At 58.6% G+C, this 24,434-nt stretch carries 19 protein-coding genes; 12 read left to right on the forward strand and 7 right to left on the reverse strand.

The features are described from left to right. Positions 1-14 precede the first annotated feature (14 nt). Genes QEH54_RS02730 through QEH54_RS02745 form a run of 4 tightly spaced genes read left to right on the forward strand, consistent with a single transcriptional unit; the run spans position 15 to position 4,292 of the window. Positions 15-737 (forward strand): C39 family peptidase, encoded by a 723-nt coding sequence (locus QEH54_RS02730; RefSeq protein WP_309017086.1) that lies wholly within the window; start codon positions 15-17, stop codon positions 735-737. Positions 738-752: 15 nt separating this feature from the next. Then, positions 753-2,264, forward strand: coding sequence for a RimK family protein (locus tag QEH54_RS02735; protein ID WP_309017087.1), 1,512 nt, complete (start codon positions 753-755; stop codon positions 2,262-2,264). A gap of 23 nt (positions 2,265-2,287) precedes the next feature. Then, positions 2,288-3,544, forward strand: coding sequence for a glutamate-cysteine ligase family protein (locus tag QEH54_RS02740; RefSeq protein ID WP_309017088.1), 1,257 nt, complete (start codon positions 2,288-2,290; stop codon positions 3,542-3,544). Positions 3,545-3,563: 19 nt separating this feature from the next. Then, positions 3,564-4,292 (forward strand): N-formylglutamate amidohydrolase, encoded by a 729-nt coding sequence (locus tag QEH54_RS02745; protein ID WP_309017089.1) that lies wholly within the window; start codon positions 3,564-3,566, stop codon positions 4,290-4,292. Here the strand turns inward: QEH54_RS02745 and QEH54_RS02750 are convergent, their stop codons facing one another. From QEH54_RS02750 to QEH54_RS02765, 4 genes are all read right to left on the reverse strand, one after another. Beyond that, the gene (locus QEH54_RS02750; RefSeq protein WP_309017090.1) at positions 4,293-5,081 is read right to left on the reverse strand and encodes a TMEM175 family protein; all 789 of its coding nucleotides are present in this window, start codon (positions 5,079-5,081) and stop codon (positions 4,293-4,295) included. It abuts the gene before it with no gap. Next, complete coding sequence (locus QEH54_RS02755) at positions 5,078-7,375, reverse strand: FdhF/YdeP family oxidoreductase (RefSeq protein WP_309017091.1); 2,298 nt, start codon at positions 7,373-7,375, stop codon at positions 5,078-5,080. The genes QEH54_RS02750 and QEH54_RS02755 overlap by 4 nt, the downstream gene beginning before the upstream one ends. Positions 7,376-7,391: 16 nt before the next feature. Next, entirely contained in the window at positions 7,392-8,249 is an 858-nt protein-coding gene (gene fdhD, locus QEH54_RS02760; RefSeq protein ID WP_309017092.1) for a formate dehydrogenase accessory sulfurtransferase FdhD, read from the reverse strand. 96 nt (positions 8,250-8,345) lie between these two features. After that, entirely contained in the window at positions 8,346-9,239 is an 894-nt protein-coding gene (locus tag QEH54_RS02765; RefSeq protein ID WP_309017093.1) for a dienelactone hydrolase family protein, read from the reverse strand. A 146-nt stretch (positions 9,240-9,385) separates the two neighbouring features. Here QEH54_RS02765 and QEH54_RS02770 point away from each other — a divergent pair, with 146 nt between their 5' ends. Further along, positions 9,386-10,072 carry a DUF1080 domain-containing protein gene (locus QEH54_RS02770; protein ID WP_309017094.1) on the forward strand — a complete coding sequence of 229 codons (687 nt, stop codon included), beginning with the start codon at positions 9,386-9,388 and terminating at the stop codon, positions 10,070-10,072. Positions 10,073-10,135: 63 nt separating this feature from the next. On the opposite strand, the gene QEH54_RS02775 is transcribed toward QEH54_RS02770, so the two are convergent. Next, entirely contained in the window at positions 10,136-11,248 is a 1,113-nt protein-coding gene (locus tag QEH54_RS02775; RefSeq protein WP_309017095.1) for a DEAD/DEAH box helicase, read from the reverse strand. A gap of 174 nt (positions 11,249-11,422) precedes the next feature. On the opposite strand from QEH54_RS02775, the gene QEH54_RS02780 reads away from it, so the two are divergent. Both QEH54_RS02780 and QEH54_RS02785 read left to right on the forward strand, forming a co-directional pair. Continuing rightward, a complete protein-coding gene (locus tag QEH54_RS02780; RefSeq protein ID WP_309017096.1) occupies positions 11,423-11,833 on the forward strand; it encodes a GtrA family protein in 411 nt (136 codons plus the stop codon). A 56-nt stretch (positions 11,834-11,889) separates the two neighbouring features. Beyond that, on the forward strand, positions 11,890-12,618 hold the full coding sequence (locus QEH54_RS02785) for an IMP cyclohydrolase (protein WP_309017097.1): 729 nt from the start codon (positions 11,890-11,892) through the stop codon (positions 12,616-12,618). A gap of 134 nt (positions 12,619-12,752) precedes the next feature. On the opposite strand, the gene QEH54_RS02790 is transcribed toward QEH54_RS02785, so the two are convergent. Beyond that, positions 12,753-13,484 (reverse strand): SDR family NAD(P)-dependent oxidoreductase, encoded by a 732-nt coding sequence (locus QEH54_RS02790; RefSeq protein ID WP_309017098.1) that lies wholly within the window; start codon positions 13,482-13,484, stop codon positions 12,753-12,755. 111 nt (positions 13,485-13,595) lie between these two features. Here QEH54_RS02790 and QEH54_RS02795 point away from each other — a divergent pair, with 111 nt between their 5' ends. From QEH54_RS02795 to QEH54_RS02815, 5 genes are all read left to right on the forward strand, one after another. Next, entirely contained in the window at positions 13,596-14,156 is a 561-nt protein-coding gene (locus QEH54_RS02795; protein ID WP_309017099.1) for a Crp/Fnr family transcriptional regulator, read from the forward strand. Between the two features lie 60 nt (positions 14,157-14,216). Beyond that, positions 14,217-14,858: a Vat family streptogramin A O-acetyltransferase gene (locus tag QEH54_RS02800; protein ID WP_309017100.1), complete on the forward strand. Its 642-nt coding sequence runs from the start codon at positions 14,217-14,219 to the stop codon at positions 14,856-14,858. A 140-nt stretch (positions 14,859-14,998) separates the two neighbouring features. Beyond that, positions 14,999-17,833, forward strand: a complete 2,835-nt coding sequence (locus tag QEH54_RS02805) for a glycoside hydrolase family 2 TIM barrel-domain containing protein (RefSeq protein ID WP_309017101.1) — start codon at positions 14,999-15,001, stop codon at positions 17,831-17,833. Between the two features lie 203 nt (positions 17,834-18,036). Continuing rightward, entirely contained in the window at positions 18,037-20,913 is a 2,877-nt protein-coding gene (locus QEH54_RS02810) for a TIM-barrel domain-containing protein (RefSeq protein ID WP_309017102.1), read from the forward strand. A gap of 145 nt (positions 20,914-21,058) precedes the next feature. Continuing rightward, positions 21,059-23,221 (forward strand): glycoside hydrolase family 3 C-terminal domain-containing protein, encoded by a 2,163-nt coding sequence (locus QEH54_RS02815; RefSeq protein ID WP_309017103.1) that lies wholly within the window; start codon positions 21,059-21,061, stop codon positions 23,219-23,221. Between the two features lie 57 nt (positions 23,222-23,278). On the opposite strand, the gene QEH54_RS02820 is transcribed toward QEH54_RS02815, so the two are convergent. Further along, entirely contained in the window at positions 23,279-24,352 is a 1,074-nt protein-coding gene (locus tag QEH54_RS02820) for a LacI family DNA-binding transcriptional regulator (protein WP_309017104.1), read from the reverse strand. Between the last annotated feature and the right edge of the window lie 82 nt (positions 24,353-24,434).

The raw sequence follows: 24,434 nt of genomic DNA on the forward strand, positions 1-24,434 counted from the left end.
CTCAGCGCACCGACATGAATACCAACGCTCCACGACCGAACTTCTCGATCGTCGCCCAACCGACCGAATCAACTTGCGGTCCGACCTGCCTCTACGCAGTGTATCGACACCTTGGCGACAATTCCTCGCTCGAAGAAGTCATCGACACCATTCCGGAAAATCCGGACGGTGGCACCTACTCCGTCATCCTCGCCAACCATGCTCTCCAACGCGGATACAAAGCCACCATCTACAGCTACAACCTTCGCGTGTTCGATCCCACATGGAGGCAACTGAGCCGAGAGGATTTGAAGGAAAAGCTGCGCCAGCGCCTCTCCCAGCTCACCAGCAAGCGCGGACGCGCAAACCTCAGCGCCTACATCGCGTTTCTGGAACTCGGCGGCACGGTGCGACAGGACGAACTCACCACCGATCTGCTGCAATCGCTTCTGCTGCAAAATCACCCCATCATCGCCGGGCTGAACTCGACCCATCTCTACCGCAACGCGCGCGTGAAACGATCGGGCAAGGACGACGACGTGCACGGCGAGGTCGAAGGCCATTTCGTAACGCTTTTTGGATACAACGCGGATTCCCGCGAAGTCCATGTAGCGGATCCTTACCGAAAGAATCCGCTTTCCGACACGCATCTCTACTCGGTCGATGTCCAGCGCCTGATCAACGCCATCATGCTCGGCATCGTCACCTACGACGCCAACCTGCTCGTCATCGAAGCCCCTACTCCCACAAAAAGCTAGCCCCGCTTTCCAATCATGAAAAACGGCACTTCCTTCGTCGACTCACCTTTTCGCATCGTTGTCGACTCACTTTCAAAAATCCCAGAACGCTTTCAATCGCTTCCGATCATCACCTCGAGCGTGTATCTATCTACCGAATACGCTGAGCGAAAGCGTCTCAAGATCGTCAACCTCTGCTCTCATCGCAAGGCCCTTTCGACCAGCTACTACGTCTCCTTGCTCGCTGATGCCAGAGATCACCGAGCCATCCCGGAAGCGAAGACGCTGCATCAACTCGAGAGCAAGCTGCTGATCCGAGACGCCATCCGCGAACACGACGATCTGATCCAGTCCTCCTTCCGACGCCTGCTGGCCTCGCACTTCACCCTCAGCGTCTACTTCGGAAAAAACCTGGCCAAATCCTACGACAAGCTCGCTAAGCGGCTATACGCGCTCTTCCCTTGCCCTCTGGTTCAGTACCAGTTCCACAAGAAGGACGGCAAATGGAAGCTCAAGGAAGTCGTGCAGCTGGGCCTGCACCAGACCCCAGAGGAGCACCACGACTTCATTAAGGAACAGCTCGACTCCATGCTGCACAAGCGCTGGCGCCGCGACAATCCGAACAAGACCTATCGCTACGAAATCGCCATTTTGGTGAACGAGCAGGAGGCGAACTCCCCCTCGGATGCAGGCGCTTTGGCCAAGTTCTGCAAAGCGGCCCAGACGCTCGACATGCGAGCGGAAATCATTTCGCCGCGCGACCTGCCGCGCCTGATGGAGTTCGACGCCTTGTTCATGCGCGAAACCACCCGACTGGACAATCACACCATACGCTTCTCCCTCAAGGCCGAACGCTCCGGCATGGTGGTCATCGACGATCCCGAATCCATCCGCCGCTGCTGCAACAAGGTCTACCTGGCCGAACTGCTCAGGACCCGCAACATCCCGACACCTCGATCGACCCTGATCACCCGACGCAACCTCCAGGAAGTCGCTCCGACCTTCAGCTTTCCGCTAGTGGTTAAAATCCCCGACGGCTCCTTCTCCATCGGCGTGCACAAGGTGAAGAGCGAGGAGGAGCTGCTCACGCTCTGCAAGGAGCTGCTCGGCACCTCCAGCATCCTCATCGCCCAGGAATTCGTGCCGACGGAATTCGACTGGCGCATCGGCATCATCGACGGAAGACCCTTGTACGCCTGCCGCTACTACATGAGCAAAGGGCACTGGCAGATCTACAATCACGCGGTAAAGGGAGCCGACTCGACAGGCGACAGCAACGGAGTGCCGATCGATCAAGTTCCCGCTGTGGTGCTGGATACCGCTCTCAAAGCCTCCTCGCTCATCGGAAAGGGCCTCTACGGCGTGGACATCAAGCAAAGCGGCGACACCGCCATGGTGATCGAAGTGAACGACAATCCCAGCATCGACGCTGGCGTGGAGGACGAGCTCATCGGAGACGAGCTCTACCTCGCCATCATGAACACCTTTTTGAAGCGTCTCGAAGCGAAGCGAGAACGCGCCTCTCAACAGAATGAACCATCCTCATAACTGCTCACACGACCAGACTTCAAATGATCACCACTGACCGTCCAACCTTGTCCCTCTTCCAAGCCTTCGGCATCGAGTTAGAGTACATGATCGTCGATCGCGACAGCCTTCGCCCCCGTCCCATCGCCGAATCCATCCTGCTCGATGCGGACGGAAACACCGTTCAGGAAGTCTCGCTCGGATCGATCGACGTTTCCAACGAGCTCGCCACCCACGTGCTCGAGTTCAAGACAGCCGCTCCCACCAGCGACTTGGAGAAACTGGAAAACGATTTCGCGGCAGCGATCACGGAGATGAACAAGCGGCTCGCCACGCAGAACGCCATGCTGGCGCCCGGCGGCATGCACCCGTTCATGAATCCGGAGATCGAAGGGCGCACCTGGAGCAAGGGCGACCGCACCATCTACGAGACCTACGATCGCATCTTCTCCTGCAAGAGCCACGGCTGGTTCAATCTTCAGAGCTGCCACATCAATCTGCCCTTCGCCAACGAGCAGGAGTTCGCTCGTCTGCACGCCGCGATCATCCTCATCCTGCCGTACTTGCCCGCCCTCTGCGCAAGCAGCCCGTTCATCGAAGGGGAGCATCGTGGATCTTTGGATACGCGCATACTCGTCTACAAAAACAACCAGATCAAGGTCCCGGAAATCATCGGCTCCATCATTCCAGAGCCGGTTTTCTCCTACGCGGAATACCAAAGCCAGATTCTGCAGAAAACCTACGCCGCGATCGCTCCGCTCGACCCCGACGGCATCCTCCAGTACGAGTGGCTAAACTCGCGCGGGGCTATCGCTCGCTTCGATCGAAACGCCATCGAAATCCGACTTTTGGATACGCAGGAATGTCCGACACAGGATATTGGCATCTGCTCGCTGATCATCGCTCTGCTGGAAAAGCTGTGCTCTCTCGACATCGATGAACTGAAGACGCTGGCGAGGCGCTATCCGCCAGAGCGACGCAAGCAACAACTGCTCGCCATCGCTCAGGACGGCTTCGAAGCCGATCTGGATCTGCGAGACTTGGCGGACGTTTTCCAGCTGAACGCCAAAGCCACCACCGTGGGCGAGCTCTGGGACCGAGTGGTAGACGAATTGAAGCAGCATCCTCGCGTGTCCAAGCGCAAGGAGGCTCTCGGCTACGTGCTGCAGGAAGGCAACCTGGCGGAACGACTGCTCAATCACGTCGGAGCCACCCCGACGCAGAAGCAACTCGAAACCGCCTTGCGCGAGCTAGCCAACTGCCTCGCGCAAGGCAAACCCTTCGTCCCAAACAATCGCTAGGGATTCGTTCTCCCCTTTCATGCAAACCGTTCCCATCCCTGGATACAGCTTCATCGTTACGGCAGAACATGCCACCGACGTCATTCCGCGCAGCTGCATCGAATTGCTGACCGGACTGATCGCCAGCTCCGAAACGCACCAAATCTACGATCCGGGAACGAAAGCCATCGGCGTCGAACTGGCCAGTCGTCTCGAGTCCTCCCTGCTGCTTGGCACCTGCACGCGTCTCGCCATAGACCTGAATCGCTCGCTGGGAAGCGCCTCCCTATTCAGTCCGCCGGTCTTCGCGGCAAGCGAGGGACTGAAAATCGACCTGATAAACGATCACTACGCGCCTTTCCGCTGCGAAACGCAGCAGTTGATCCGAAAGCAGATCTCCGCCGGCAACACTGTCGTTCACCTTTCCCTACATAGCTTCACCAAGGTCTTTCTCGGCCAGAGGCGCGAGGTCGATCTCGGCGTCCTCTTCGACGACCAGCGAAGCCGCGAAAGCGCCGTCGCTCGCGCCTGGCTGCGCAACCTCAAGAGGGTGCTTCCCGACTTGACCATTCGAGAAAACGAGCCCTACCACGGCCGCGAAGACGGGCACACCACAGCATTGCGTCGGCAGTATCCTGATAGTCAATACATCGGAATAGAGATCGAGCTAAGTCAGGAGCTGGACTTGGAGCTGGACGCGGAGCTCTACGCCAAGGTGATCGCCAACAGCTTGCTGCGAACCCTAACCGTGCCGCCATCTCACAGCTAATCAACGATCGCTCCCAGCCGCTGCCGGGCCGGACTCCAGCATCGACGTCTCCTCGGCGACAGAGCCGTTTCGCGCCGCCGCGAGTTTCTTTCCATAATGTCGGCTGATGATCGCCATGGCGATGGGAAGAAGAAAATAGGCGAAGCCCGCGTAGACGCCAATGCGTTCAGGCATCGTAGCCGCCCACAAGGTCGACAGCAGGCCGACCAAAAATTGCGTCAGCCAGATCGCTATGCCCGTTCTGGTGAGAGCCAGCTCGATCTCGTTCAAGCCAAGCTCCTCGCGAGAGCGATAGGACCGCCAGTACAGGGCCATCAAGCTGCCTGTCAGAGCCATGAAACCAACCCCGTAGATCGCGAAAAGCCCTTTCACCTCAAACGCCTCGTTAGCTTCGAAATCCTGAGGCACCCAGCCTTGTGTCGCCCAGCTTAGAAAGGTAGAGAATATCAACCGTAGTGGAAAAACGTATACCAGCACGGTGAAGATCATAAACAGGGTCAGACCTGTGGTCCATCGATCCTCCAGCCCGTATCGGCGACTCCAAGATCGATGAGCGATCCAAAATACCGCAATCTGAGCGAAGCAAAGCGCGAAACCGGGCACGCGTTTCAACGCTTCCAGCAGTTCGGCGTAGTTGCCAGGGATCGTCACTGTCCACATCACTAAACTCGTAACGGCGAACGCGAAGGCGGCGTCCGAAAAGACTTCCATGCGCGTCATGGCCTCGCCACGCATGCGGAAGCCATCCTTGCAAGGCAGCGACGAAAGGGATTCTGCAGACCAAGTCATTTTTTCCTATGCTTTCTAATTTCCACTTCTACCGATTTCGAGGCAGGCGTAAAACTGCCGCTCGCCACATGATCGATAGGTACCAATACGTTCGCCTCCGGAAAGTACATCGCCACGCAACCTCTTGGAATATCGTAGGGAATCGCCAAATACAACCGCGCCCAGCGCTGCTCGCCCGCGAAAAACGAAACCACATCGACCTTTTCCTCGGCCTTCAGCCCGATGCGGGCCATATCGCTCCGATTCATCAGGACAATCCTCCGCTCTCCGTGAATGCCTCGATAGCGATCGTCCATGCCGTAGATCGTCGTATTGAACTGATCGTGACTCCGGATCGTCATCAGTATGAGACGATTGCTCATTGGTTTGGCGCCGACGGGATGGCTCACGCTGAAATTCGCTTTTCCCGTCTTGGTATTGAAACGACGTTCCTTGGCTGGATTCGGCAAGTAGAAACCGCCAGGCCGCCGCCCGCGCGAATTGTAGTTTTCGAATCCCGGAACAACCGATTCGATTGCGCTGCGAATCTCGTCGTAATTCCTCTCAAAGCGCCCCCAATCGATGGAGTTTGCTCCACCCAAAGTCCGTCGAGCCAAGTTGCAGACGATAGACACCTCGCTTCGCAAACAATCGGAAGCCGGAGTCAGCGTTCCGGACGAGGAGTGCACGATACCCATGGAATTTTCCACGCTCACCCACTGGAGACCGCTTTCCTGAAGGTCACGCTCGCTGCGGCCGAGGCAGGGAAGAATCAAAGCCCGTTTGCCTGTCACCAAATGCGATCGGTTTAGCTTGGTGGATACATGAACTGTCAACCTGCACGCCCGTAGAGCCTTCGCTGTGTATTCAGTATCTGGTGTCGCGGAGAGGAAATTTCCGCCGAGGGCGAAAAACACCTTGCCGGGTTCTTCCCGCATTGCTCGAATCGCCCTGACCGTATCCAGACCGAGCTCGCGAGGCGATGAGATGCCGAAACCTTGTTCCAGTTTCTTGTGAAACCACTCCGGCATGTATTCGCAAATCCCCATGGTTCGGTCGCCCTGCACGTTGCTATGGCCACGCACCGGGCAGAGTCCGGCCCCCTTTCGTCCGATTGCTCCTCTCAGAAGATGCAGGTTCGCCAAATCCCGGATGGTGCCGACGGCGTTCTGATGCTGGGTCAGTCCCATAGCCCAGCACGAAATGATGCGCTCGCTCTTTCGAAAAAGCTGAGCGAGGCGATCGATGGTTTCGTAAGACACGCCAGCCAGACGGGTCACAGCCTCCCAATTCAAAGCTTCGAGGTGGGAGCGATACTGATCGAAACCATCCGTTAAGTCCTCGATGAATGCGTCGTCGAGCACACCCGGATAGCTCTTGGCCATTTCCAGCAAACGCTTCCCTACGCCTTGAAACAGGGCTTGGTCGCGATTGATCGGCACTTGAATGAACCAGTCTGCAAGCGGCGTCTTCGCGCCCATCACCTGCGAGGGCTTCTGCGGATGGGCGAACGCCACCAATCCAGCTTCACGCAATGGATTTATGGATACAATCGTGGCTCCGCGTTCTTTGGCTTGCTGCAAGGTTGTGAGCATGCGCGGGTGGTTGGTACCGGGATTCTGACCGACGATGAGAATGAGCTCGGCTTCACGAAGGTCCTCGAGCGTGACGGTGCCTTTCCCGATGCCAATGGACTGAGACAAGGCCATTCCGCTCGATTCGTGGCACATGTTCGAGCAATCCGGCAGGTTGTTCGTGCCAAAAGCCCGAGCGAACAACTGGTAAACGAAAGCCGCTTCATTACTCGCCCGCCCCGAGGTGTAAAAGATCGCGTCGTTGGGATTTTTCAGATTTCGCAGTTCGTTGGCGATGTCGTCGAAAGCGTCGTCCCAACCAATCGGTTCGTAGCGCGTCGATCCTTCCTTCAGAATCATGGGCTCGGCGAGTCGTCCATGCTGGTCGAGCCAGTAGTCGCTCTGCTCAGACAGCTCCGAAATCGTATAGCGTGCGAAAAAGGCGGCGTCGACCCGTTTCTTCGTCGCTTCGCTGGCCACCGCTTTGACCCCATTTTCGCAAAACTCAAAAGTGCTGCGGTGCCCGTCCGGGTCCGGCCAGGCGCAGCTCGGGCAATCGAAGCCACCTTTCTGGTTGAGCTTTAGCAGCGCCTCGCCGCCTCTCATCAACCCAGGCTGGTTGGCGATGGCGCGCATGGCGTGGTAGATGGACGGAGCACCACCTGCTTTGCTCGCAGGAGAGCGTTTTTCCAAATCCGCCAACGCTTCAGGATTTTCGGCGTTCGGTTGGGGGTCAGTCATGGGGCACAAGCGACTATCAGGAAATCTGAATACGATGCGGCCCGCTGTACACATTAAACCGCCCGTCGCGCAGGAAGCCGACCAAAGTCATTTTGTAAACGTTGGCCAACTCCACAGCAAAACTGGACGGCGCACCGATGCTGGCCAGAAAAGCGCAGCCCGACTGGAGGGACTTTTGCATCAGATCGTATCCAACACGTCCGCTAAAGAGCAGCCCGGCTTCATGGCAGTTTTTCTCGCCCGAGAGCAGTCTCTGCCCGATCAGTTTGTCGAGGGCGTTGTGCCGGCCGATGTCCTCCGCCACATGAAGGATCTCTCCCTCCGCATCGAAACAAGCCGCTGCGTGCAGGGCTCCGGTATGCTGAAAGTCCGCTTGTCGCTGCAGGAGCCGATCCGGCAAACTTAGCAAGGACGACTGGCCAAGCCGAATCCCTTCGCTGGGGTGAAACGGTCCGACTCGTTCGATGCGCAGCGCCTCCAAAGCGCTCTTGCCGCAAGCGCCGCAGGCGGAGCTGATCGGGAACACTCTTCGATAGCGCTCCATGTCGAACGCCACGTGGTCCGCCAGCGTCACCGTGATTCGCGTTGCAGGTAGCGTCGCGTCCTCTTCCCGTTTCAAATCAACCCCCAGAACATCGGATCGCCCTCGGACGATGCCTTCGCTCACAAGCATGCCGAGAGCCAAGGCTTGGTCCTCGCCCGGCGTGCGAAAAGCGACGCCCATGGAATGGAGCTGGCCGCGTAGCGAAACCGCGATCTCCAAAGGCTCCTCGATCGCCACTCGATCCTCTTCGTAGCGCGTATCCCCATTTTCACTACGCAATACCTGCGTGCGCGCGACGCGTGACGATAATCTGGAAGGCGAATCATCCATCGCCCCCTAGCACGCGGTGGCGGATGGGAAACGCAACCTCAAAAGGAGCTCGTCCATGGATGAACGAACCCGATCAGCAACGATGCTGCGGACTAACTAGCCCCTCAGGCGCGAATCGAAAAAGCGCAGCGTTCGCTCCCAGGCGAGCTTGGCTGCTTCCTCGTCGTAGCGCGGCGTAGTGTCGTTGTGGAAACCATGATTCGCGCCCGGGTAAAAATAGACTTCATGCTCGATACCATGCTCGTTCAAAGCAGCCTCATAAGCCGGCCAACCGGCGTTCACCCGCTCGTCAAGTTCGCCGTAGTGGAGCTGCAAAGCCGCCTCGATTTTCGCCGTCTCCTCTGCGCTTGGCTGCCCTCCGTAGAAAGGCACCGCTGCTTTGATCAGCTCGGGTATGCGCCATGCGAGGTGATTGGACATCCAGCCGCCGAAACAAAATCCCACCACGCCGATGGTGCCGTTGCATCGCTCGTGTTCGCTGAGCGTTTTCGCCCCGGCGATAAAATCCTCCACGATGGCCATGCGATCGAGCTTGCGCTGCATGGTCCGACCGTCGTCATCGTTTCCTGGATACCCGCCAAGAGGCCACAGGGCGTCGGGCGCGAACGCTACGTAACCTGCAGCGGCGAGGCGGCGGGTCACGTCTTCCACGTACGGGTTCAAGCCTCGGTTCTCGTGAACCACCAGCACGCCTGGCTGTGGACCGGAGGCGTTGCTCGGCCACACCAGGTAGCCGCGCATCTCGCCATGACCCTCCGGCGATTGATAGGTCAGATAGGTCGAACCGATGCGTTGGTCGTCTGGATCGACCTGCTGGGCCAGGGCATAGTTCGGACTCAAACTTTCCATGAGAGCTCCCACCGTCAGTCCACCCACCGCGTACTTGCTGGCATCCTTCATGAAACGCCGTCGGTCGATCAAACCGTGCACGTATTTATCGAATAAGTTGAGAAGGCCCTGATCGAAGTCCGAAGCACGCTTGCGTTCCATGCCAAGCAAACGGGCCAAAGGGAGCCACGATTTCCAAATAAAACCGCCGGATCGAAGCTTGCGCGACTCGCGCGCTTGCCAAAGCCCCCGGATAGGCTAGGCTTAGCGAGCAACCTAAAAGGACCCCCGAAAAAAACATCCGCCTTATGAAAGCATCTCTCTTTGTCGCCACCCTGCTTGCCGCCAGCCTCTCCTGCGTCGCCGCGGAGGAGAACTGGGAACCGTTTTTCGAAGGCTACACCCACGACGACTTCTACTTCGCGTTCGAAGAGGAGGACGTGGACCCGGAGGAGGTTTTCATCTTCAAGGACGACAGCGGGCTCCTAATCAAGGGCGCCGATCATCCCAACGGCTACATTCAAACCCTGGACGAATACGAGAACTACGAATTGAAGCTCGAATTTCGCTGGCCCGACGAGCCAGGAAACAGCGGTATCCAACTTCATAGTACAAGCTACACTTCCTTCAGCATCTGGCCGGAGTGCATCGAAGTTCAGCTCGAGCACGAAAACGTGGGCGACTTTTGGCTGATGAATCACAAGATCGAAGTCGAGGAGGAGTCGCAAATCCCCGAGAAAGCCACGGAACGAAACCGCCGCACCAAGCTTGAGGACGACTTGGAGAAAAAGCCGGGCGAATGGAACGAGATGCTCATCACCGCCAAGAAGGACACCATCAAAGTGATGCTCAACGGAGAGCTGGTTAACAAGGGCACGGACGCCAGCGTGAGCTCCGGTTTCATCACCATTCAGGCGGAAGGCGCCGACATCGAATTTCGCAACGTCGCCATCCGCCTCATCGAAGACGACGAGCTGGAGGAGGACGACCAGTAGCGCCGCCCCACCGTCAGACGGTTTCCTACGGAATGCCTCTCGACCTCTCGAAGGGCTTCCTCTTTAGCCCACCCGCTGGAAGCGGATGTGCAGTTCGGCCTCGAATTCCTTGAGTCGCTTCAAATCGCTGCTGGTGATGAAGGCGATGGAGAGACCGCTGCGCCCGGCGCGGGCTGTGCGGCCGCTTCGGTGGGTGTAGTACTCGATCTGGTCCGGGAGCTGGTGGTGGACCACGAAAGCGAGGTCTTCCACATCGATGCCGCGAGCGGAAACATCAGTCGAAACCAGCACTTGCACCCGCTTCTTCTTGAAAGCTCGCATGACCTTGTCGCGCTCCTTCTGCGAGAGCTCGCCTTGCAAGGTGGTTACTTCTATTCCGCGCTCCGCTAGCTCGCGAGCGAGGTTTTCCGTGCCGGCCCGAGAGCGGCAGAAAACCACTCCGCTGCGCCCGTTCTGGGCGTGGATGAAGGTGGCGATCTCCTCCGGTTTCTCCTCGATGCGACAGATCGCATACTTGTGCTCGATGTTTCGATTGACCGGATTCTTGCCGTCGATCTGCACGCTCTCTGCGTTGGGCGACATGTAGTTGGCTATGATGCGGCGCACGCCTTTCGGCATGGTGGCGGAAAAGAGCCAAGTGCGGCGACTCCCTTGGGTGTATTCCAAAATGGTGTCGATGTCCTCCTTGAAGCCGATGTTCAGCATCTCATCCGCCTCGTCCAAGATCAGGTACTGCAACGCCTCCAAGTCGAGGGCCTGCCGCTTGAGCAACTCGATCAGACGGCCAGGCGTGGCTACCACGATGTGGGTCGGACGGCTGAGGGCCGCGATCTGCTGTTCCATTTTTTCGCCGCCGGCGACCGCTTCGGTGAAGATCTTCTCGGTATACTTCGTGTAGTGAAAGAGCTGCTTGGCGATCTGCTTGGCCAGCTCGCGAGTCGGTGCGAGCACCAACCCTTGGATGCGCTTGTCAGCCGGATCGATGCGCTGCAGCAGCGGCAGGCCGTAGGCGGCGGTTTTGCCCGTGCCTGTCTGAGCCTGACCCACGAAGTCGTGCCCCACTTTGATCAAAAACGGGATGGCCCGCTCCTGAATCTCAGTGGGTTCCAAAATTCCCTTTTCCGTGATCCCCTTGATGAGTGCGGGCGAAACTCCGAGCTGCTGAAACGTCTTCATATCGATAAGAAGCGCTCTAAGTGAGTGGCGTGGCTCCAGAAGTCAAGCGACCTGCCCATGCCGCAACATCCGCGCAACAAGGAACATCCCGCTGGAAGCTCGGACAGAATCCATTTGCCTTGCTCCGTGCGGGCCTCTTAGCTCCGCCGAAACGATCCGACTCAACCCCTGTCCATGGAAGAACTCCAACGCACCCTTCGACAAGTCACGCGCTTCGCCTTGGTCAGCGGAATCTCGCTCGGCATCGATTACGGCATCTATCAGCTGCTCACGGAAATCGCCGGCCTCGACAGCTCTTGGGCGAAACGACTCAGTTTCGCCTGCATTTTCATCTGGGCCTACTTCGCTCACAAGCATTTCACGTTTCGAAATCGCGGCTTCAACCCGGCCGAACCCATCCGCTTCTCCCTGCTCTACTTCAGCGGCTGGGCCATCAACAGCGTGGTGCACGATCTGACCGCAGCCGATGCGAACGGCTCCAATCCGGCTTTCATCGCCGCCACCTTCGTCTGGGCAGTTTGGAACTTCATCGGCCAGAAGCTCTTCGTCTTCCGAGACCGGGAACGATCCCGATACACCGACTAAGCAAAAACGGTTGCCAGCGCTCCCTGCTCGCCTTTTCTTGCACCCTTTTTTCAACCATGAGCGCAACCGAAATCGCAAACGCCACTCTGCAATCCCACGTCGCCGACAATCCCTACCCGGGACGCGGACTGATCATCGGCAAGGCCGCAAACGGCTCCGCCTGGCAGCAGGTCTACTGGATCATGGGCCGCAGCCCCAATAGCCGAAATCGCCAGTTCGCGCTCGAGGGATCCACCCTGAGAACCGAACCCTTCGACCCATCCAAGGTGGAAGACCCGAGCCTCATCATCTACGAAGCCATGCTGGAGCTCCCTGGAACGTTTCTGCTCAGCAACGGGGATCAGACCCGCACCCTCTGCGACGGACTCGCCGCCGGGAAAAGCATGAAAGACGCCCTCGCCTCTCGCGAGCGCGAGCCAGACGCCCCTAACTACACCCCGCGCATCACCGGCATGCTGGATTTCACCGGAGCGCAGCCGGAGATCGGTCTATCCATCCTCAAGGCCAACAAGATCGACCCGACCTTCACCGATCGCCACTACTACTTTCCTCAAGCTCCCGCCAACGGCATCGGCTACGGCCTCACCACTTACATGGGAGACGGAAACCCGCTGCCGACCTTCGACGTCGATCCGCTCCTGCTCCCCATCGCGGACACTGCGGAACAGACGCTAGAACTCTACTGGAACAAGCTCGACGCGGAAAACCGCATCTCCCTCGCGGTCAAGGAAGTCGCCCTCGACGGCTCCAGCTCCCGCGTCGTGCTGAAAAACAAGTACGTCTAGGCAACCCCGCGGCCGCCCTCCGCGGCCAGCCCTCCGTGGCTAGCCCTCCGTAGCCAGCTTTCCGTAGCCGCCTTCCTGCGGAAGGCTCCAAAAACCCTACTTCCGCTGGAGCTCCTCCTCAGCGGCGCCGCCCCTCACACGGCCCGCATCAAACGCTGGGCCATCCGAGGGCTGACGCGATCGATCGCCGCCAACAGGCAGGCCTTGCCAATCGCCGCGTCCACCCGCTCTTCTTCCACGACTTCGATCAGCTCTTTTGCCGCTTGCTCGGCGGTGATCTTGCCCTTGCCTCGTCCAGCGGTCATGGCCGTATCCACCAGCGGCAGCATGGCATGCAACACCCTCACTCCTCGATCCCACAACTGGTATCCAATCGATCGCGACAAGCTGCGCAGTCCAGCTTTCGTCGAGCAATACATCGGCGAGCTCGCTTTGGGAGCGATCGCCAAGGCCGAACCCACATTTAGGATCGCTCCTCCCTTGTCGCGTCGACTCATCTCGCAGGCCGCGAGCTTGGTCAGACAAGCGGGCGCCAGTAGATTGAGCCTCAATTCCCTTTCCATCGATTCGAAATCGTAACGCTGCGAGAGAAAACCGTCCGAGACCTGAATCGCCGCATTGTTTATCAGCAGGTCCACTCCCTCGAAGATCCAGGAGCTCTGCTCCAAGCGTCTCAACTGATCCGCATCCCCTAGGTCGCAAGCTAACGTATCCACATTTTCTTTACGAGTTTTCAAGGCCTCCAAGCGCTCGCTCTGTCGCGCGATCACCAGAAGCGTATTGTCCGCCTGCAAAGCTTCCACCAAAGCGAGGCCCACGCCGGAAGTTCCCCCGGTCAAAACGATTTCCTTTCCTTTTAGCTCCACAATCAGTCTCCTTTCAGTAGGGTTTAAACGATTCAGATAAGGCCTGCGAGTCTAGCAGTTCGCCCTACCGTTCGCCTTAACTTGGGTTAACTTTTTCCAACTCCCTCCAAGATGCGCTTCTCCGAATTCCTTCAACGCCACGGCACGCCCGTCACGATTTCAAAAGGGAGCCATTTCTTTCGCCAAGGCGACGACCTGAGCCGCCTCGCCTTCGTCAAGCGCGGAGTGCTCCGGGCCTACTATCTGACTCAAAGCGGGAGCGAACGCATCAAATCCTTCATCGCGGAGGGCGAAATCATCGGATCGCTGCGGGCGAATACGCACGCCATGCCAAATCCGTTTTCCGTGGTCGCCGCCGAAGACTGCGAGCTCGTCCAGTTCAGCTTCGACTGCTTCGAGTCCATCGCGTCAAGCGACCTGGAACTCGCCAACGAAGCCCTGCACACCTTGATCGATCTAGCCATCAAGAAGGAACGCCGCGAATTCGAGTTTCTCTGCCTGAGCCCGGAACAGCGCTACCGCTCTCTTTTCGAGACGAAACCGGCCTGGCTAGATCGCGTCACCCAGGCAGACATCGCACTCTACATCGGCATCACACCCGAAGCCCTTTCCCGCATCCGCCGACGCTCCACTCGCGCGCCCTCGTCCCAGACAATGTCACCGCTTTTCTGATACAGATTTCCAATCCGACCCGCCTCGCGAACCCTCCTAGCCAACTGAACCCTGCTTTCCATGAACGGACCCGATCCCTCGAATCCTCACCCGATGGAAGGATTCCCACAAATCTGCTACATCAAGAACACCGTTTCCAATCCCAACATCGTCGTCGGCGACTACACCTACTACGACGATCCGGACGATTCCGAAGGCTTCGAACGCAACGTGCTCTACCACTTTCCCTTCATCGGCGACAAGCTGGTCATCGGAAAATTCTGCGCCATCGCTCGCCAGGCCAAGTTCATCATGAACGGGGCCAACCACAAACTGTCCGGCCTCTCCACCTACCCCTTTCAGATCTTCGGAAACGGCTGGGAATCCGTCATGCCAAAACCGGGAGATCTGCCATACAAAGGCGACACCATCGTCGGAAACGATGTCTGGATCGGCTACGACGCCCTGATCATGCCGGGCGTCAATATCGGCGACGGAGCCGTGGTTTCGTCCCGCTCGGTGGTAGTGAAGGACGTGCCGCCCTATTGCGTGGTCGGCGGCAACCCCGCCAAGGTGATCAAGCGGCGCTTCGAGCAAGACGCCATCGAATCCCTGCTGGAAATCAAATGGTGGGATTGGCCCATCGAAACCATCACCCGCCACCTCCCGGTCATCGTCTCGCCCGACATCGAAAAGCTACAAGCGATCGCTAAAAGCCTCTAGCCGGGAGAAAACCGCCTTCCGCGTCCCGCAAACCGAAGGCGCGCGCGCGTTCCCTATTCAAGGATTTCAGCCAAGCATTGGCCTTCAATCTTGACACCGGATTTACCGTTAAACTTACTCCCGTAACTCGAGACCCCCCTATGACACTGTTCACCCGCACCCTCATCTTCGCAGCGAGCTGCTTAGCTTCGCAGATTCTCCTGGCCGGCGACCCACAGTTGCTTGACGACGGCTGGCTATTCCACCTCGGCGAGCTCGAATCCCCGCAAGCCGCGCTTTCCGTCGACTCCTTCGACGGCGAACGCATCCACATGCCGCACGACTGGGCAGCAGGTGGCGAGTTCGACACAGAAAAGCATGGCGGCACCGGCAAGCTGCCTTGGCAAGGCGTTGGCTGGTACCGCTACGAGCTTGAGCTTGACGCGAGCGACGCCGGTAAGCGGGTCTACTTGGATTTCGATGGCGCCATGGCGTTTCCCGTCATCTATCTCAATGGCGAGGAAGTTGGATCCTGGGATTACGGATACACGCCGTTTCGTATCGACATTTCGGATGCGGCGAAGTTCGGGGAAAGCAACGTTCTCGCAGTCAAGCTCGACACGCGCAAGTGGTCCTCGCGCTGGTATCCAGGCGCCGGCCTGTACCGAGACGTCTTTTTGAGCATCGAAAACCCTGTCCACCTCGCCCACTGGGGGCTTTCCGTATCCACCGATGGCGACGAGCTTCTCGGCCTGCCTGCCAAGACCGCCATGCTCGGCATAGAGATCGAAAATCACAGCGACACCGATCAGTCGCTCACCATCGAGGCCTCCATCCTCTCGCCCGACGGCAAAACGCTCGCGAGCCAGACCCTTTCTTCCAACGCCTTGAGCGGCGCCACCACCCATCGCGAGGTGTCTCTCGAAGTGGAAACCCCTCGATTGTGGGACGTAGACGATCCCGCCCTGCACACCGCCGTGGTGAAAATCATGGATGCGGAGGGGACCGTGCTCGACCAAAAGGAGGAACGCTTTGGCTTCCGCACCTTCGCGTTCACCGCCGACGACGGGTTCCATCTAAACGGACGTCGCGTTCAGCTGTACGGCGTCAATCTCCACTCCGACCTTGGTCCCATCGGCATGGCCTACAACTCCACCGCCATGCGGCGTCAGCTGGAGATCATGATGGAGATGGGCGTCAACGCCATCCGCGCCTCCCACAATCCGCCTGCCAAGGATTTTCTAAGGCTCTGCGACGAGCTAGGACTTGTGGTTTGGGACGAAGTCTTCGACAAGTGGGCCTGGACCGCCGGGCGCGACGATTTCGACCCGCCCCTGCCGGGCTTCGCGTTTCGCCAGATCGAGAATACCATGCGACGCGACCGCAATCATCCGAGCGTAGTGGTCTGGTCCTTCGGAAACGAAGTTGGCGGAGGCGACGAGGGAGAAGGCGTCACTCCGGCGCGCGCAGCCATGATGGCGGGCTTCATGCGCAACGTCGACGACACGCGTCCCATCGGCATGGCGTGCCACATTCCCTCGCTCGTCGATGGCGAGAATTTCGCCTCCATGGACCTGGCCGGCTGGAACTACGCCCGACGCTACGCCCGTTATCGCGAGGTTTGGCCGGAAAAGCCCATCATCTACAGCGAATCCGCCTCCGCGGTCAGCACCCGTGGCTACTACGATCCGGAGTTTCCCAGCCGTCCTGCCGACTACGGCGACGGGTACAAGATCAGCTCCTACGATCTCAACGCGGCCTTCTGGTCGGACGTGGTCGACGTGGAATTCGACTTGATGGAAAAGGACTCCTACGTGGCGGGCGAATTCGTCTGGACCGGATTCGACTACATCGGAGAGCCGACTCCGCACGACGCGGAATCGCGCAGCTCCTACTTTGGCATCGTCGACCTCTGCGGTTTCCCAAAGGACCGCTTCTACCTATATCGATCCCACTGGCGTGACGATGTGAATACCGTGCACATCCTTCCGCATTGGAACTGGGAAGGTCGCGAAGGCCAGAACGTGCCGGTATTCGTCTACACCAACGGCGACTCGGCGGAGCTGTTTCTCAATGGCAAATCGCTAGGCAAACGCGTCAAAGGAAACCGCCCGGAACGCTCGCCCAACCTCGCTCTAGAGGGAAAAGCCTTCGCCAGCTCGGGAGCTGAAGCGAGCAAGGCCATCGACTCCGACCTAAACACGGCTTGGACCGCTAGCCCTGAGGATGAAACGCCTTCGTGGACTATCGAGCTTCCCTCGAAAAGCGCGGTCAGAACCATCCAGCTCGAAACGAGCCAGAAGGAGCACCTTTTCGCCTACCACATCCAAGCGTCCACCGACGGAGAGAATTGGCAGACCATCGTGGAAAAAGCAGCCTCCCAGCTGGACCCATGGCAGGGCACCCAGCGCATCCTACACCACCTCGACGCCCAAGCGAAGTGGCTCAGACTCACCTTTCACGAAAGGACTGGAGACGCCATTCCAGGGCTCGCGGATTTCCGCGTATACGATCAGCCCACCACCAACGACTACTACGACATCACCTATGACTATCGTCTGCGCTGGGACCAGGTCAGCTATCAGCCAGGCACCCTCAAAGCCGTCGCCTACAAAGACGGCAAACGGATCGGCGTCGCCAAGGTGGAAACCACCGGGAAACCAGTGGCCTTGCGACTTTCCGCCGATCGCAAGCAGCTGCAGGCCGATGGCAAGGACCTCGCGTTTGTCACCGTGGAAGCTGTGGACGCAAAAGGCCGCGTCTGCCCGCTCGCCGACAATCTCGTCACCATCGAAGTGTCCGGCGCAGGAGCCTTCGAAGCTTCCGGAAATGGCGATCCGCATTCCTTCGTCTCTTTCAGCTCCCCCACGCGCGAGCTCTTCTACGGCAAAGCCCTCGCAATCGTACGTCCCGAAAAGGGGGAAAGCGGGAAGATAACCGTTTCCGCCAGCTCGGATGGGCTCGCGACCGCGACGCTCGATCTCACCACCCGCTAAGCCAATGCGACTCAATCTTTCATCAGGATCTCGTTTGATTAGTCCCTAAAATCGCAGGGCGTAATCGCCGATTTTCGAATTCGCTTGTCCGATCGACCCAGGCGCCGGTCGGTAGATCGAAATCGAAATGCTCGTCGGCGATTCGCCCTGCCTCCCTTATCCAAACCACTTCTTCAGCAATCACGAAAACGTCCCTCTTCTAAATGTCTCAATCCCCACCAAACGATGGCGCCGTGATGGATGGCTCGCAGTACGCTTCCCGCGATCTGGTGGAGTTCGAAGAAAGCCGTACGGCGCTCGTATCCAATCCGTCATGGCGCCGGACGGACAAAGGGCTCGAGTTCATCTACGAGCAGGGCCTCCTCAGATTGGAAGTGGTCAACGAGGATATTATTCGCGTTCTCTGCACGCCCCTGAATCAGTGGCCGGCCAAGCAAAGCTGCATGGTCCTCGAGCAAACGTCCCGCTCCGCGACGAAATGGGAAATACGCGAACGGGAAAACACCGTATCGCTTGAAACGAATACCATAGAGGCCCGCGTATCCAAGTTCTCGACACGCGTAAGCTTTTTCGATAAAAACGGATTCGAGCTGCTCGCGGAATCCCCGAACGGTCGGATTTTCATCCCATCCACCGTACTGGGCGAAGAAACCTATCAGATCGAACAGCGCTTCGACGCTCCTTCCGTTAGGACCATCCACGGTCTCGGCAGTCACCAAAACCGCGTTGCGAACTACAAGGGCAAAGACGTCCTGCTATCGCAGCAAAACGTCGTCGCTGCCACCTCCTTTTTCGTCACCGACCAGCGTTGGGGACTGCTATGGGACAACGATTCCATCACCCGCTTCGGCGACCCGCGCCCGATGACCGATCTTTCCGCCCTGGTTCTTCGCGGAAGGGACGGCCAAACCGGCGGTCTCAGCGCAACCTACTACAAGGATGCCGATTTCCAGGAAGCGCTCGCAATGCGACTGGAGAGCGAGCAGGCCTACGAGTTCATTCCCGACATTCCCGGCGACGCGCCGAAGGATTTCAGCTTTCAAACCGGAAGTATCCGCTGGGAGGGTACGATCGAAGCCAAACAATCCGGTACGCATAGATTTCAGCTGTATGGCTCCTCCTATACGAAAATCTGGGTGGACGGAAAACTGCTGGTCGATCGCTGGCGCCAGAACTGGATGCCGTGGACCAACGAATTCGAGCTGGATCTCGAAACGGGAGCCCCCCTCGTCATCCGGATCGATTGGATCTGCGACGACGGGTACCACGCCTTCAAATGCCTCCCTCCTGCTCCTGATTCGCTCGCAGAGCAAATCATTCTCAATTCGGAAGTGGGCGAGCTGATTGACTACTATTTCGTTCATGGACAAACTCCAAACGAAGTAGTATCGAACTACCGAATACTCACCGGTCGAGCACCATTGATGCCACGCTGGGCGTACGGCTTCTGGCAATGCCGCGAGCGCTACCAAACGCAGCAGGAGCTGCTCGACACCGCGCGAAGGTTCCGAGAACTGGGATTGCCCTTGGACAACATCGTGCAGGATTGGTTCTACTGGCCGGAGGACTCCTGGGGAGATCATGAATTCGACCCAGAGCGCTATCCAGACCCGCAAGCGATGGTGGATACGATTCACCAGGATTTGAATGCTCACCTCATGATCTCGGTTTGGCCAAAGTTCTATACTTCAACCGAGAACTACAAATCGATGAACGCAAACGGCTGGATCTATCCTCGAAATGTGGAACTTGGAGAAAAAGACTGGGTTGGACCGGGCTATGTATCCAGCTTCTATGACGCGTTCAACCCGGAAGCTGGCAAGGCCTTCTGGCAGGGGATCAGTGAAAAGCTCTTCTCGCTCGGCGTCGACGCCTGGTGGATCGATGCGACGGAAGCGGACATTCACTCCAACACCTCTGTATTGGAGCGAAAACTACGGATGAACCCGACGAGCAAAGGGAGCGGGGCTCGCGTTTTCAACGCATACTCGATCCATGCGTCACAGTCCGTCTATGAGGGGCAGCGAAGCGAAAAGCCGGATCAGCGCGTCTTCATTCTTACCCGCTCTTGCCACTCCGGACAACAACGCTACAGTGCCACGACTTGGAGCGGCGACGTCGCCGCAAGCTGGCAGGACCTGGCGAACCAAATCACCGCTGGCTTCAATTTCTGCGCTTCCGGCATTCCCTATTGGACCAGCGACATCGGAGGGTTCGCGGTCGAGCCGCGCTTCGAGCGCCCGAGCAGCGACGCCGATAGAGAGGAATGGAGAGAGCTGCAGCTTCGCTGGTTCCAGTTCGGCGCCTTCTGCCCCATCTTTCGCTCGCACGGACAGTTCCCTCCGCGCGAGCCTTTCAACATCGCGCCTCCTGGTCACCCCGTCTATCAGTCGATGCTCCGCTACACAAAGTTCCGGTATCGACTTCTCCCCTACATCTATTCGCTCGCCGGGGCGGTCACTCATCGTGGATCATCCATCATGAAGCCGCTCGCCTTCGACTTCCCGGAGGACGAGCGAGCGGCCCATGTCCAAGACCAGTTTCTTTTCGGCGATTGCTTGATGGTGGCTCCGGTTGTCGAACATCAAGCGCGCCAGCGATCCGTCTACCTTCCGCACGGCAGCGATTGGTTTCACTTGCAGAGCAATCGCCGATTCTCTGGAGGGCGAAGCGTGACCGTCGAAGCGCCCTTAGAGGATCTCGCTCTCTTCGCACGGGCAGGCAGCTTTCTCTTCCTCGGCCCAGAGCAGCAGTTCACCGGACAGCACGCGAACGAGACCGTTGAAGTTAGGATTTATCCCGGAGCGGATGCGACCTTCCTTCTCTACGAGGACGACGGCCTTTCCTATCAGTATGAAAATTTCAAATACACTTGCATCGAGTTTCGCTGGAGCGACCGTGACCGCGAGCTCAGCATCGGCGAACGTCAGGGCGCTTTTGAGGGCATGCTAGAGAAGCGTTTTTTCAAAATCGTAGATGGCAGCAGAATCGAAGGCGACGCCTTCGAGCATGCGTCGCTGAGCGAAACGAGAATCAGCTACAACGGAAAAGCCTGCAGCGTTTCGCTCCCGCGCGACTGAGAGTCCTTTGCGCCAGCGAGCCGTCGCCGGGGAGCCGCGTTCTCCTGAAGACGGTCACGCCAGTCGGACCTAGACCTCGCTCTGCCTCTTCATCCATGCAGCCATCCTTTCAAACGACCCCGAGCATCTAACAGACCATTTCACCATGAAGCACCTAACATCCTTACTTGCGGGAGCGCTGCTCCTTTCCTCAAACAGCCTCGCTGCGAGCGACGAAACAGAACCGTTTTTCAGCCGCGTTAGCGACGCCGAAGTGGAGGCCGTGCTCGATCAGCTGACACTGGACGAAAAGGTGTCGTTGCTGCACGGCTCCGGCATGTTCTACTCGGGCGGCGTTCCTCGTCTAGGCATTAGCGAGATGGCCTACACGGATGGCCCCATCGGCGTGCGCGAGGAGATCGAACGCGACTCCTGGAATCCCGCTGGACGCGACGACGACTATGCCACCTATTTTCCAAGCGGCACCGCTCTGGCCGCCACCTGGGATCCGGACCTGGCCGAACGCTACGGCGCGGCGATCGGAGCCGAAACGCGGGCCCGCGGAAAGGACATGCTGCTGGCTCCCTCCATCAACGTGATCCGCACCCCGCTCTGCGGTCGAAACTACGAGTACTTCAGCGAAGAGCCCTTTCTGACTGCGAGCTTGGCGGGTCCCTACGTCAAAGGCGTGCAAAGCCAAGACGTCTTCGCGTGCGTGAAACACTTCGTGGCCAACAATCAGGAAACCAATCGCGGCTCGATCAGCGTGGAGGTCGACGAAACCACCTTCCGCGAACTCTATCTGCGGCCGTTTGAAAGCATCGTCAAAACCTACCAGCCGGGAGCCGTCATGGGAGCCTACAATCGCATCCGCGGAACCTACGCTTGCGAAAACCCATACCTGCTGGACGAGATTCTGAAAGGCGAATGGGCCTACCCGGGCATCGTCGTATCCGATTGGGCCGCCACCCACTCCACCAAAGCGTCCATCGAAGCCGGGCTCGACGTGGAGATGGGCACCGAAGCGGACTTCGAAAACTACTATTTCGCCCAGCCGCTCATCGAAGGGGTGAAATCCGGAGCGGTCGCTCGATCCGAGGTCGACGAAGCGGCCCGACGCGTCCTGCGGGTGATGCTGGCCACCGGCAAGACCGATCCGGATCGAGCCCAAGGGGCGATCAACACCAAGGAGCATTCCGCGCTGGTGCGAGAAGTCGCTCGAAACGCCATCGTGCTGCTGAAAGACCACGCCAAACTGCTGCCGCTCGATCCGAGCAAGTACCAGCGCATCGCCGTCATCGGAGACAACGCCACCCGCCAGCAAGCCATGGGCGGCTTCGGAGCCAGCGTCAAAGCTCGCTACGAAGTCACTCCCCTGCAGGGTCTGCAAAACGCCATCGGCGATTCGGTTGAACTGACCTACGCCCGCGGCTATCGTCCCAACTATTTCAAGACAGGTGAAGGCTGGGTCCCGATTTGGGAGCAAACCATCGACCAGGCCCTCGATCCTGCTCTACTCGAGGAAGCGATCGAAACCGCTCGAGCCGCCGACCTCGTCATCTTCGTAGCCGGCACCAACCGGGATGTGGAATCCGAAGCCGCCGATCGCAAAAACCTGACCTTGCCCTTCGGACAAGACGCCTTGCTCACCGTTCTCAAGGCGGTTAATCCCAACATCCTCACCGTAGTGGTAGCCGGAGCTCCGGTCGATCTCAACATAGTGGACGCCAAGAGCGACACCTTGGTCTGGGCCTGGTACAATGGATCGGAAACCGGCAACGCCCTGTCCGACGTCCTGCTGGGCAAAGCGAATCCCAGCGGCAAGCTCCCCTTCACCCTTCCCAAAAGTCTGGACCAGATCGGGGCGCACGCCCTTGACGCCTTTCCGGGAGACGGCGAGACCGTGCGCTACAAGGAGGGATTGCTCGTGGGCTACCGATGGCTCGACGCCCACCAGCTGGAGCCGCTCTACCCCTTCGGCCACGGCCTTAGCTATTCGCAGTTCGAGCTTGGGGACGCCCATGTATCGGATGGATCGATACAGCTGGAAATCACAAATTCGAGCGACCTATCCGGAGCCGAAACCGTGCAAGCCTATATCGAGTTTCCGGATACGCTCGACAATCGTCCCGTTCGTCAACTGGCCGCCTTTCGCAAGGTCGACCTCGACGCTGGGCAAAGCAAGCTCGTAAGCCTCGACCTGCCGGAATCCGTTTTTCAGCATTACGACGAGCAGCAGGCCGCCTTTCGCATCGAGTCGGGAGACTATGTCATCCGCATCGGAAGCTCGTCTCGCGACCTGCCGCTTTCGGTCACGGTGAGGCGCTAGAGCCGCTCGCGCCGTCCGGTCGAATTCGCCAAGAAGCCGACCGGCGGGCTTTCCAGACTAGGACGCGCTGAGATCGCGCACCGAGCTGCGCTCCACCAATACGGTGGGGTGCACCACCACCTTGCCCAGGTCCTTGATGGCGTCTTCGCCATTGGAGATCCGTTTCATCAAAATGTCGACCGCCTCCGCTCCCATCGCCTTGAGCGGCTGGCGCACGGTGGTCAATTGAGGCACCGTGGCGCGGGCGATAAGGGTATCGTCGAATCCGCAAACCGACACGTCGTCCGGCACCCGAATGCCCGCTTCCGCGAGCGCTTCGATGCAGCCGAGAGCGATCGAGTCGTTGGCGCAGAAAATGGCGTCGGGCAAATCCAGGCCCTGATTCTTCTTAAGCCAAGCCCGCATTTTGGAACGCCCTCCTTCCTCCGAATAGTCCGTGGACACCAGCAGCTTCTCTTCCGGCTTCACGCCCTGCGCCTGCAAGGCCTCGCGGTACCCGTCGATGCGGCGCTCGACGCCGATCAACCCCCTCGGACCGCTCAGGTGCATGACGCGACGGTGCCCTTTTCGCAGCAGCAGCTCGACCATCTCACGCGCTCCAGTCCGCTCGTCCGACTCGATGTTGATCATGCCATCCACCTCGGCGTTGGCGTGCAGCGATACCGCTGGAATATTCGGATCGAGCCCGCTAGCGAACTCCGCCGTGACTACTGGAGCGATGAGGATCATGCCGTCGATTCGGCCATCGAAGGCTTTTTCGAGCTGCGACTTGGCATCGGACCAAGTATCCAAAGTGAAAACCGTCACGTTCTGCTGATACTTGGACGCGGCGTCGATGATGCCGTTGAAAACCGCGAGGAAGTAGTTGTTCAACTCGTGGTCCTCCACCACGAAGAACACGCCCAGCGTGTTCATGCGACGATTGACCAGGGCCCGGGCCGCGATGTTCGGGCGGTAGTTCAGCTCCTTCGCCGCTTTTCGAATCCGCTTCTGCGTTTCTTCGGAAATGCGGACAGAGGAGCTCGCACCATTGAGGACAGCGGAAACCGCCATGGCGGAAACACCTGCGGCGCGTCCTACGTCGGCAAGAGTCGGGGCGCGTTTTCGGGGATTGTTGCGAGGTATCGGCATGGGATGGCAACACCCAAACAGACTAAGGGAAACTTTCAATCCGTTTCTGCGTGCGCGTCTAGCTAGAACTCCATACAAACAC

The sequence above is a fragment of the Pelagicoccus sp. SDUM812003 genome, from assembly GCF_031127815.1.
Classification (GTDB): domain Bacteria; phylum Verrucomicrobiota; class Verrucomicrobiia; order Opitutales; family Opitutaceae; genus Pelagicoccus.

Bases quoted from the DNA above. Each gene is read 5' to 3' on its own strand.
- QEH54_RS02730 (WP_309017086.1), top strand. From the start codon at position 15: ATGAATACCAACGCTCCACGACCGAACTTCTCGATCGTCGCCCAACCG.
- QEH54_RS02735 (WP_309017087.1), top strand. From the start codon at position 753: ATGAAAAACGGCACTTCCTTCGTCGACTCACCTTTTCGCATCGTTGTC.
- QEH54_RS02740 (WP_309017088.1), top strand. From the start codon at position 2,288: ATGATCACCACTGACCGTCCAACCTTGTCCCTCTTCCAAGCCTTCGGC.
- QEH54_RS02745 (WP_309017089.1), top strand. From the start codon at position 3,564: ATGCAAACCGTTCCCATCCCTGGATACAGCTTCATCGTTACGGCAGAA.
- QEH54_RS02750 (WP_309017090.1), bottom strand. From the start codon at position 5,081: ATGACTTGGTCTGCAGAATCCCTTTCGTCGCTGCCTTGCAAGGATGGC.
- QEH54_RS02755 (WP_309017091.1), bottom strand. From the start codon at position 7,375: ATGACTGACCCCCAACCGAACGCCGAAAATCCTGAAGCGTTGGCGGAT.
- fdhD (WP_309017092.1), bottom strand. From the start codon at position 8,249: ATGGATGATTCGCCTTCCAGATTATCGTCACGCGTCGCGCGCACGCAG.
- QEH54_RS02765 (WP_309017093.1), bottom strand. From the start codon at position 9,239: ATGGAACGCAAGCGTGCTTCGGACTTCGATCAGGGCCTTCTCAACTTA.
- QEH54_RS02770 (WP_309017094.1), top strand. From the start codon at position 9,386: ATGAAAGCATCTCTCTTTGTCGCCACCCTGCTTGCCGCCAGCCTCTCC.
- QEH54_RS02775 (WP_309017095.1), bottom strand. From the start codon at position 11,248: ATGAAGACGTTTCAGCAGCTCGGAGTTTCGCCCGCACTCATCAAGGGG.
- QEH54_RS02780 (WP_309017096.1), top strand. From the start codon at position 11,423: ATGGAAGAACTCCAACGCACCCTTCGACAAGTCACGCGCTTCGCCTTG.
- QEH54_RS02785 (WP_309017097.1), top strand. From the start codon at position 11,890: ATGAGCGCAACCGAAATCGCAAACGCCACTCTGCAATCCCACGTCGCC.
- QEH54_RS02795 (WP_309017099.1), top strand. From the start codon at position 13,596: ATGCGCTTCTCCGAATTCCTTCAACGCCACGGCACGCCCGTCACGATT.
- QEH54_RS02800 (WP_309017100.1), top strand. From the start codon at position 14,217: ATGAACGGACCCGATCCCTCGAATCCTCACCCGATGGAAGGATTCCCA.
- QEH54_RS02805 (WP_309017101.1), top strand. From the start codon at position 14,999: ATGACACTGTTCACCCGCACCCTCATCTTCGCAGCGAGCTGCTTAGCT.
- QEH54_RS02810 (WP_309017102.1), top strand. From the start codon at position 18,037: ATGTCTCAATCCCCACCAAACGATGGCGCCGTGATGGATGGCTCGCAG.
- QEH54_RS02815 (WP_309017103.1), top strand. From the start codon at position 21,059: ATGAAGCACCTAACATCCTTACTTGCGGGAGCGCTGCTCCTTTCCTCA.
- QEH54_RS02820 (WP_309017104.1), bottom strand. From the start codon at position 24,352: ATGCCGATACCTCGCAACAATCCCCGAAAACGCGCCCCGACTCTTGCC.